We start from the raw sequence: 9,944 nt of genomic DNA on the forward strand, positions 1-9,944 counted from the left end.
ATAAGCCTATAAATTTAAAACGACAGTCTTACTTATTATAAAGATGTTAACTTTAAATTGTCAACTACTGTCCTAATATTGTTACCTTTTCCCAGATCCCTTTGATTCGGTTCGGTAAGAATTATTTTGCCCGTTTAGATAAAAAATAGCCTGAAGGCTTCTCTCAATCCTCTGTGGATAAAAAATCGACAAATTTCGGACTATCCACACAAGATATTGACAGGATTTTCACAAATTATCAACCTGTGGACAATTTTCATGCACAGTCTGCCAGGGTTGTGGATAAATATCGAAAAACCATTGCAAACCTTGATATTATTTGTTATTATATTTGTGTTTTCACTCTGAATAACTTTGTCACCCTTAATCTTTATCCACAAACTGTGGATAACATGTGGATAGTTTATTCAACGGTTCTGTAAAAACTTGTCCACAAGAGGTGGATATTGTCGAAACTCCACATTATTTCCTTATTATATGTTTTCCACAAGCACTGTTCATATTTTAATAAATTAATAGGTTGTACTCACGGATGAAAAAAATTTTCATACCAAATATTGCACCGAATGAGAGATGAATAATTCAAATAGATAACGTTTCTTAGGAGTTTAACGTCATCGGAGTATTTAAATAAAAAGGAGGGAAACTAGTGGAAAATATTGCGGATCTTTGGCATGCGGCCCTTGCCAATATAGAGAAAAAAATCAGCAAACCAAGCTTTGATACTTGGCTAAAATCAACAAAGGCTCATTCCCTTCAGGGCGATTTGCTTGTCATCACAGCGCCAAATGAGTTTGCCCGCGATTGGCTGGAGGAACGCTATTCTCAGTTGATTTCTGGAATTCTTTACGATATTACAGGGGAAGAATTAGCTGTAAAGTTTATCATTCCGCAAAATCAGAAGGAAGAGGAGCTTGAAATCCCGACACCGCCAAAAAAGGCGAAAAAGGATGATGAGCATAACGATTTTCCTTCCAATATTTTAAATTCAAAATATACATTTGATACTTTTGTAATTGGATCCGGAAACCGCTTTGCCCATGCTGCTTCGCTTGCCGTTGCGGAAGCCCCGGCCAAAGCATACAATCCCTTATTTATTTACGGAGGCGTCGGATTAGGAAAAACGCACTTAATGCATGCGATCGGCCATTATGTTTTAGACCATAATCCTTCAGCTAAAGTAGTTTATTTATCATCAGAAAAATTTACAAATGAATTTATTAACTCGATTCGTGACAACAAGGCTGAGAATTTCCGCAATAAATATCGAAACGTGGATGTCCTCCTTATAGATGATATTCAGTTTTTGGCTGGAAAAGAATCAACCCAGGAGGAATTTTTCCATACCTTTAACAGCCTTCATGAAGAAAGTAAACAAATCGTCATTTCCAGTGACCGGCCGCCAAGAGAAATTCCAACCTTGGAGGACCGCTTGCGTTCACGCTTTGAGTGGGGCTTAATCACAGATATCACCCCTCCAGATTTGGAAACGAGAATTGCCATTTTGCGAAAGAAAGCGAAGGCAGAGGGCCTCGATATTCCTAATGAAGTGATGCTGTATATTGCGAATCAAATTGATTCCAACATTCGTGAGCTTGAAGGGGCACTGATCCGAGTTGTCGCTTATTCTTCGTTAATCAATAAGGATATCAATGCTGATCTGGCAGCGGAGGCATTGAAGGATATTATTCCTTCCTCTAAGCCAAAGGTAATTACCATTCATGATATTCAAAAGATTGTTGGCGAACATTTTAGCATTAAGCTTGAAGACTTTAAGGCGAAAAAGCGGACAAAGTCAATTGCCTTTCCTAGGCAGATTGCCATGTACTTATCTCGTGAATTAACCGATTATTCTTTGCCGAAAATAGGAGAAGAATTCGGCGGCCGTGACCACACCACTGTTATTCATGCTCATGAAAAAATTTCAAAGCTGCTGCTAACTGATTCTCAACTGCAACGGCAAATTAAAGAACTAAATGACCTGTTGAAAATTTAGACCTATTGTGAATAACTTACGAGAATGTATACACAGTCTGTCCACATGTGGATAGGCTGTCTTTCCTTTGAAAAAGTTAGTTATCCACATGTTAACAAGCCCTACTAGTACTTCTACTAATTTTTTTAAAAAAATATTATATGTAATTGCATTAAAAAATATTCCTAAAACGGAGGATTTAAACATGAAATTTATAATCCAACGCGACCGCTTAGTTCAAAGTGTCCAGGATGTAATGAAGGCTGTCACATCGAGAACAACCATTCCAATCTTAACGGGGATTAAAATCACCACAACGGACGAGGGAGTAACCTTAACTGGAAGTGATTCTGATATTTCCATTGAATCCTTTATTCCTAAAGAAGACGCCGGCGATGAGATTGTCGAAATTAAACAAACAGGCTCCATTGTTTTGCAGGCGAAGTTCTTTAGCGAAATCGTGAAAAAGCTGCCAACAGATTCTGTCGAAATTGAGGTATTAAACCACCTGCAAACCGTTATTCGTTCCGGTAAATCAGAATTTAACTTGATTGGTTTGGATGCAGAGGAATATCCACACCTGCCACAGATTGAAGAAAATAATAAATTCCATATTGCCACTGACCTACTGAAAGCAATGATCAGACAAACTCATTTTGCGGTGTCCACATCTGAAACACGGCCAATCTTGACAGGTGTAAACTGGCGAATTGAGAATGGCGAATTAACCTGTATTGCAACAGATAGCCATCGCCTTGCACTCCGCAAAGCTAAAGTAGAAATGGAGACGAGTGATAGCTACAACGTTGTCATTCCAGGAAAAAGCCTGAATGAACTTAGCAAAATTATTGATGACTCGAATGAGCAAATTGATATTGTCATTACCGAGAATCAAATTTTGTTTAAAGCAAAGCACCTTTTATTTTTTTCAAGATTGTTGGAAGGAAACTATCCTGATACATCAAGATTGATTCCGAATGAAAGCAAAACGGATGTCACTGTCAACACAAAGGAATTTTTACATGCTATTGATCGTGCTTCCCTTTTAGCACGCGAAGGCAGAAATAATGTGGTTAAGCTTTCTACCATTGAGGGAGGAATCATTGAAATCTCCTCAAATACTCCAGAAATTGGGAAGGTTGTCGAAGAAATCCAAAGTGAATCGATTGAGGGAGAAGATTTAAAAATTTCTTTCAGTGCTAAATACATGATGGATGCGTTGAAGGCTCTTGAAGGAACGGACATTAGAGTGAGCTTTACTGGGGCGATGCGTCCATTCCTGATCCGCCCGCTTCATGATGAAACGATTTTACAGCTTATCTTGCCGGTAAGAACGTACTAAACATATATAAGCTATTATTCATAGGCCGCCTTTCTTCCACTGGCGGTCTTCTTTTTGACAAACATAAGTTTATTTTTGGTTTCCTTTGTAACTGTTCCGTTTTTTTAGTAAAATAAAGTATTGAGACTTTTTAAGAATAAGGTGATGCGGATGCCTGAAAAAATAAAGCTCGAAGCGGAATTTATAACATTGGGACAGTTCTTGCAGATTGCCGATGTTATTTCTACTGGCGGAATGGCCAAGTGGTTCTTAAGTGAGCATGAAGTGTTTATAAATGGCGAACAGGATCAAAGAAGAGGAAGGAAACTTCGCGCCGGTGACAAAGTCCAAATTCCCGGTATTGGAGAATTTGTGATTACCGAATAGCTAAAGGACGAGAAGTCTTATGTATATTGAAGCATTATCGTTAAAAAACTATCGCAATTATGAAGAGTTATTTATTGAATTTGAAAATAAAGTAAATGTCATATTAGGTGAAAATGCTCAAGGCAAAACCAATGTGATGGAATCCATTTATGTTTTGGCCATGGCTAAGTCCCACCGGACCTCTAATGATAAAGAACTTATTCGCTGGGACGAGGAGTATGCTAAAATAGAGGGTAGGGTTCAAAAACAGTACAGCTCATTGCCTTTACAATTAGTTATTTCAAAAAAGGGAAAAAAAGCACGACTTAATCATATTGAGCAGCAGAAATTAAGCCAGTATGTCGGGAATATGAATGTTGTCATGTTTGCTCCTGAGGATCTTAATTTGGTAAAAGGAAGTCCGCAGGTGCGCAGGCGATTTATTGATATGGAAATTGGCCAGATATCCCCTATTTACTTACATGATATGAGCCAATATCAAAAAATACTTCAACAGCGCAATCATTATCTGAAAATGCTTCAGATAAAAAAACAAACGGACCAAACAATGCTCGAGATCTTAACAGAGCAGTTTATTCAAGTTGCTGTAAAGATTATTGCGAAGAGGTTTGAATTCCTTCACTTGCTTGCAAAATGGGCTGGTCCGATTCATAAAGGGATATCAAGGGGCCTGGAAACACTTGAAATCAACTATAAACCTTCCGTAGAGGTATTAGAAGAACAAGAGTTGTCGAAAATGGTAACATGCTTTGAAGAAAAGTTCGGAAAGGTGAAGACAAAAGAAATCGAACGCGGTACTACCTTATTTGGCCCACATCGGGACGATTTATTGTTTTTCGTAAACGGAAGAGATGTGCAAACGTTCGGATCACAAGGACAGCAGCGGACGACTGCACTGTCGGTAAAGCTCGCTGAAATTGAATTAATTCAGGCGGAAATTGGTGAGTATCCTATTTTACTGTTGGATGATGTGTTGTCGGAATTAGATGATTATCGGCAATCGCATTTATTAAATACCATTCAGGGTAAAGTTCAAACCTTTGTTACCACAACCAGTGTTGATGGCATAGACCACCAGACATTAAAGGAAGCCTCAACCTTCCAGGTTTCGTCCGGTATTATTCAGAAAGTAGATTGAGGTGGAACATGTATATTCATATCGGGGAAGATCTCAATATTAGGGCAAAGGATATTATCTCCATATTGGACAAAGATAGTGTGAAAAATTCTGAATTGGCTGGGGAATTCCTGCAGCGGCATCAGGATAAGGTCATCAACCTCTCAAAAAATCCTTTTAAATCAGTTGTGATTACATTTGACAAAGTGTATTTGTCCCCGATAGCCTCCGGAACGTTAAAAAGACGTTCCAGCCAAATGCATTTACAAGAATTTTAATAGTATAATAATTTTTCAAAAAAATAAGGATTTATTTGGCAGAAAGTGCAGGTGAATCAAGTGACAATGGATCAAAAAGCAGTTCAGGAGCAGGCATATGATGCCAATCAGATACAAGTGTTGGAGGGCCTAGAGGCTGTAAGGAAAAGACCGGGTATGTACATCGGTTCAACAAGCGGCAAAGGGCTTCACCATCTTGTTTGGGAAATCGTTGATAATAGTATTGACGAGGCACTTGCAGGTTACTGTGACGAAATCAATGTCACGATTGAAGAAGATAACAGCATTACGGTAACGGATAACGGGCGCGGTATTCCAGTCGACATCCAAGAAAAAATGGGCAGACCTGCCGTTGAGGTCATTATGACAGTTCTCCATGCCGGAGGAAAGTTTGGCGGCGGAGGTTATAAGGTTTCAGGCGGACTGCACGGTGTTGGTGCATCGGTTGTTAATGCCCTATCTACTGAGCTTGAAGTCTATGTACATCGCGACGGCAAAATTCACGAAATAAAATTTGAACGCGGCAATGTCGCTTCTGAACTAAAGGTGGTCGGAACAACCGACAAAACCGGAACCATCACCCATTTTAGGCCGGACGGAGAAATTTTTACAGAAACACTTGAGTATGAATTTGACATTCTGGCAACACGCCTTCGTGAACTTGCATTCCTTAACCGAGGAATCAAAATCACCATAGAAGATAAGCGTGTCGAAAATAAACGCAATGAGTATCATTATGAGGGCGGAATTAAATCCTATGTGGAGCATTTAAACCGGACAAAAGAGGTCATTCTTGAAGAGCCTATCTACATGGAGGGTGAAAAGGATGGAATCAGCGTTGAGGTTGCCCTGCAATACAATGAAGGCTATACAGATAACATCTACTCATTCGCCAATAATATTCATACGTACGAAGGCGGAACCCACGAATCTGGTTTTAAAACGGCATTAACGAGGGTTATTAACGATTATGCTAGGAAAAACAATCTGATTAAAGAAAGCGATGCAAACCTTTCCGGTGAGGATGTTCGCGAAGGCCTGACAGCGATTGTTTCGATTAAGCATCCGGACCCGCAATTTGAGGGGCAAACGAAAACGAAACTCGGAAATTCTGAAGTCAGGGCGATAACAGATACCGTTTTTGCTCAGCATTTTGAAAAGTTCTTGTTAGAAAATCCGATGGTTGCTAAAAAGATTGTCGATAAAGGTCTAATGGCGGCAAGAGCAAGGCTCGCTGCCAAAAAGGCAAGGGAATTGACCCGCCGCAAGAGTGCACTAGAAGTATCTAGTTTACCCGGGAAATTGGCGGACTGCTCTTCTAAAGACCCATCGGAAAGCGAATTGTATATCGTTGAGGGTGACTCAGCGGGTGGATCGGCGAAACAAGGACGCGACCGTCATTTCCAAGCAATCCTGCCGCTTCGCGGTAAGATTCTGAACGTTGAAAAGGCTCGTCTTGATCGGATTCTTTCCAATAATGAAGTCCGGGCAATGATTACAGCCATTGGCACTGGGATTGGTGAGGATTTTGATATTGGAAAAGCCCGCTATCATAAAGTCATCATCATGACAGATGCGGACGTCGATGGCGCCCATATTCGTACGCTGCTGCTGACCTTCTTTTACCGCTATATGAGGAAAATTATTGAAGCGGGTTATGTATATATCGCCCAGCCGCCTCTTTACAAAGTGCAGCAGGGGAAACGGATAGAATATGCCTATAATGACAAGGAACTTGACAAGGTTTTTGCCGAGCTGCCAAGCCAGCCTAAGCCTAATATTCAGCGCTATAAAGGTTTGGGAGAAATGAATCCTGAACAGTTATGGGAAACAACCATGGATCCAGGTTCGAGAACGATGCTTCAGGTAAGTCTTGAAGATGCGATCGAAGCGGATGACACCTTCGATATGCTGATGGGGGAAAAGGTTGAACCACGCCGGAACTTTATCGAAGAAAACGCTCAATACGTGAAAAACTTAGATATATAACATAAATGAAAACTCGCCGATTGGCGAGTCCGATAGGACGAAGATAGAGATGTAGTTGTATTTATGCGTTAGGAAATTATAATTTGTGGAAATTTATAATTTCCTATTAGCTAAAAAAAGGGAAAAAGGGTAGAGGTGTCCACTATCCTCCTTTTTTATTTTAGGTGACACCCTAATAGGAGGTACCAATTATGGCTGAAACACCAAATTCTCAGGTAAAAGAAATTAATATTAGCCAAGAAATGAAATCTTCGTTTCTTGACTATGCAATGAGTGTTATCGTTTCACGTGCCCTTCCGGATGTTCGTGATGGCCTGAAGCCGGTTCACCGCCGTATTCTTTATGCTATGCACGATCTAGGAATTCATGCGGACAAACCATATAAAAAGTCAGCCCGTATTGTCGGGGATGTTATTGGTAAGTATCACCCGCATGGTGACTCCGCCGTTTATGAAACAATGGTCCGGATGGCGCAGGATTTCAACTATCGCTACATGCTTGTCGATGGCCACGGGAACTTCGGGTCAGTTGACGGTGATGCAGCTGCGGCGATGCGTTACACTGAATCAAGAATGTCGAAAATCTCAATGGAATTATTAAGAGATATTAACAAAGACACGATTGATTATCAAGATAACTATGATGGTGAGGAAAGAGAACCGGTTGTCTTGCCAGCGCGGTTCCCTAACCTATTAGTGAACGGTACAACCGGAATTGCCGTTGGGATGGCAACCAACATCCCGCCTCATCAGCTTGGTGAGACGATCGATGCGGTCTTGGCTGTCAGCCATGACCCTGACATTACCACTCAGGAGCTGATGGAGATCATCCCGGGGCCTGATTTCCCTACTGGAGGGATCATCTTAGGCCGCAGCGGCATCCGCAAGGCTTATGAAACCGGACGGGGCTCCATTACAATAAGGGCTAAAGTGGAAATTGAGCAGAAGTCTAATGGTAAAGAGGTCATTATTGTTAATGAGCTTCCCTACCAGGTAAATAAGGCAAAACTGATTGAAAAAATAGCAGAGTTGGTCCGTGATAAAAAGATTGATGGCATCACTGACTTGCGCGATGAATCAGACCGCCGCGGAATGCGGATTGTCATTGAAGTTCGTAAGGATGCCAACGCCAATGTTCTGCTGAATAATTTATACAAGCAGACGGCCCTGCAAACCAGCTTTGGAATTAACACCCTAGCACTTGTGAATGGACAGCCAAAGGTGCTAAGCCTAAAGCAATGTTTAGTCTATTATTTAGAGCATCAAAAGGTAGTCATTCGCCGCCGTACTGCATTTGAATTGCGTAAGGCCGAAGCAAGGGCACATATTTTAGAAGGTCTGCGGATCGCACTTGACCATATTGACGCTATCATTACGTTAATCCGCAACTCGCAAACGACAGATATCGCCCGTGAAGGGTTAATGACCCAATTTAATCTTTCAGAAAAACAAGCCCAGGCCATCCTTGATATGCGCTTGCAGCGTTTAACAGGCTTGGAAAGAGAAAAGATTGAAGATGAATATCAGGAGCTTGTAAAACTCATTGCAGAGTTAAAAGCCATTTTAGCGGACGAGGAAAAGGTCCTTGAAATTATCCGCGAAGAACTTCTTGAAATAAAAGAACGTTTCAATGATAAACGCCGCACTGAGATCGCAGCAGGCGGAATTGAAAACATTGAGGATGAGGATTTGATTCCACGCGAAAACATCGTCATCTCATTAACCCATAACGGTTATATTAAGCGTCTCCCTGTCTCCACGTACCGCGCACAAAAACGCGGCGGCCGCGGAATCCAAGGTATGGGCACCAATGAGGATGATTTTGTCGAGCATTTGATCACGACTTCAACCCATGATACGATTCTTTTCTTTACGAATAAGGGGAAGGTCTATCGTTCCAAAGGTTACGAAATTCCGGAGTACGGCCGCACGGCGAAAGGCATTCCGATTATCAATCTGCTGGGTATTGAAAAAGGTGAATGGGTAAACGCAATTATCCCTGTTGAAGAATTTGTGGACGATTGGTTCCTGTTCTTTACCACAAAAGAAGGTGTCTCCAAGCGGTCACCGCTGTCATCGTTTGCCCATATCCGGAATAATGGACTTATCGCCATAAGTCTGCGTGAGGGCGATGAGCTTATCTCTGCCCGTATGACTGATGGCAGCAAGCATATTATTATCGGTACAAAAAAAGGTATGCTGATCCGCTTCCCAGAAACAGATGTCCGTTCGATGGGCCGCACCGCTACAGGGGTAAAAGGCATTACCTTGGACAGTGATGATGAGGTTGTCGGCATGGAAGTGCTTGAGGAAGATAATGAAGTGCTGATCGTAACGAAAAATGGCTACGGGAAGCGGACTGCTGCTTCTGAGTACCGCATTCAAGGCCGCGGCGGGAAAGGTATTAAGACGTGCCATATTACAGATAAGAACGGTGAGCTTGTCTCGATGAGAGCGGTAACCGGCGAAGAGGACTTGATGCTGATTACAACAGGCGGGGTCTTGATTCGTATTGATGTAGCCGGCATTTCCAAAATGGGCCGGAATACACAGGGTGTAAAACTAATCAGCCTTGGCGATGAAAAGAATGAATATGTGGCAACTGTAGCTAAAGTAGAAAAAGAAGAAGTCCAGGAAAATGATAATACAGAGGAAACAGAAGAAGACGCATCAGGTGAAAACTCAGATGTGAATATCAATTCTGATGAAGAATAACATAAACGGAGCACTGTAATAGGTGCTCCGTTTGCTATATTTAACAGTACTTTTGAATTTATTATATTTATATAGTAAAAAAATGATTAAAACTTGTTGACTTTAACTTGGACCGGTGGTATATTTATAAAGTCGCTTCTGAGCGATAGAGAAATTGACCTTT

General features: G+C 41.3%; 7 protein-coding genes. All 7 read left to right on the forward strand.

The annotated features are described in order from the left end of the window. Positions 1-649: 649 nt before the first annotated feature. A complete protein-coding gene (gene dnaA / locus KHB02_RS24245) occupies positions 650-1,996 on the forward strand; it encodes a chromosomal replication initiator protein DnaA (protein WP_213147831.1) in 1,347 nt (448 codons plus the stop codon). 184 nt (positions 1,997-2,180) lie between these two features. After that, positions 2,181-3,317, forward strand: coding sequence for a DNA polymerase III subunit beta (gene dnaN / locus KHB02_RS24250; RefSeq protein WP_213147830.1), 1,137 nt, complete (start codon positions 2,181-2,183; stop codon positions 3,315-3,317). Positions 3,318-3,467: 150 nt separating this feature from the next. Next, positions 3,468-3,683, forward strand: coding sequence for a S4 domain-containing protein YaaA (gene yaaA / locus KHB02_RS24255; protein WP_213147829.1), 216 nt, complete (start codon positions 3,468-3,470; stop codon positions 3,681-3,683). Positions 3,684-3,702: 19 nt separating this feature from the next. Next, entirely contained in the window at positions 3,703-4,821 is a 1,119-nt protein-coding gene (gene recF, locus KHB02_RS24260) for a DNA replication/repair protein RecF (RefSeq protein ID WP_213147828.1), read from the forward strand. A gap of 8 nt (positions 4,822-4,829) precedes the next feature. Next, positions 4,830-5,078: an extracellular matrix regulator RemB gene (gene remB, locus KHB02_RS24265; protein WP_213116948.1), complete on the forward strand. Its 249-nt coding sequence runs from the start codon at positions 4,830-4,832 to the stop codon at positions 5,076-5,078. A gap of 66 nt (positions 5,079-5,144) precedes the next feature. Then, a complete protein-coding gene (gyrB, locus tag KHB02_RS24270) occupies positions 5,145-7,067 on the forward strand; it encodes a DNA topoisomerase (ATP-hydrolyzing) subunit B (RefSeq protein ID WP_213147827.1) in 1,923 nt (640 codons plus the stop codon). 191 nt (positions 7,068-7,258) lie between these two features. Beyond that, positions 7,259-9,781 (forward strand): DNA gyrase subunit A, encoded by a 2,523-nt coding sequence (gyrA, locus tag KHB02_RS24275; protein WP_213147826.1) that lies wholly within the window; start codon positions 7,259-7,261, stop codon positions 9,779-9,781. Positions 9,782-9,944: the final 163 nt, after the last annotated feature.

The organism is Neobacillus citreus, from assembly GCF_018343545.2.
Lineage (GTDB): Bacteria > Bacillota > Bacilli > Bacillales > Cytobacillaceae > Neobacillus > Neobacillus citreus.

Excerpts from the sequence above, each read along its gene's own strand:
- yaaA (WP_213147829.1), top strand. The coding sequence starts at position 3,468 with ATGCCTGAAAAAATAAAGCTCGAAGCGGAATTTATAACATTGGGACAG.
- recF (WP_213147828.1), top strand. The coding sequence starts at position 3,703 with ATGTATATTGAAGCATTATCGTTAAAAAACTATCGCAATTATGAAGAG.
- remB (WP_213116948.1), top strand. The coding sequence starts at position 4,830 with ATGTATATTCATATCGGGGAAGATCTCAATATTAGGGCAAAGGATATT.
- gyrB (WP_213147827.1), top strand. The coding sequence starts at position 5,145 with ATGGATCAAAAAGCAGTTCAGGAGCAGGCATATGATGCCAATCAGATA.
- dnaN (WP_213147830.1), top strand. The coding sequence starts at position 2,181 with ATGAAATTTATAATCCAACGCGACCGCTTAGTTCAAAGTGTCCAGGAT.
- gyrA (WP_213147826.1), top strand. The coding sequence starts at position 7,259 with ATGGCTGAAACACCAAATTCTCAGGTAAAAGAAATTAATATTAGCCAA.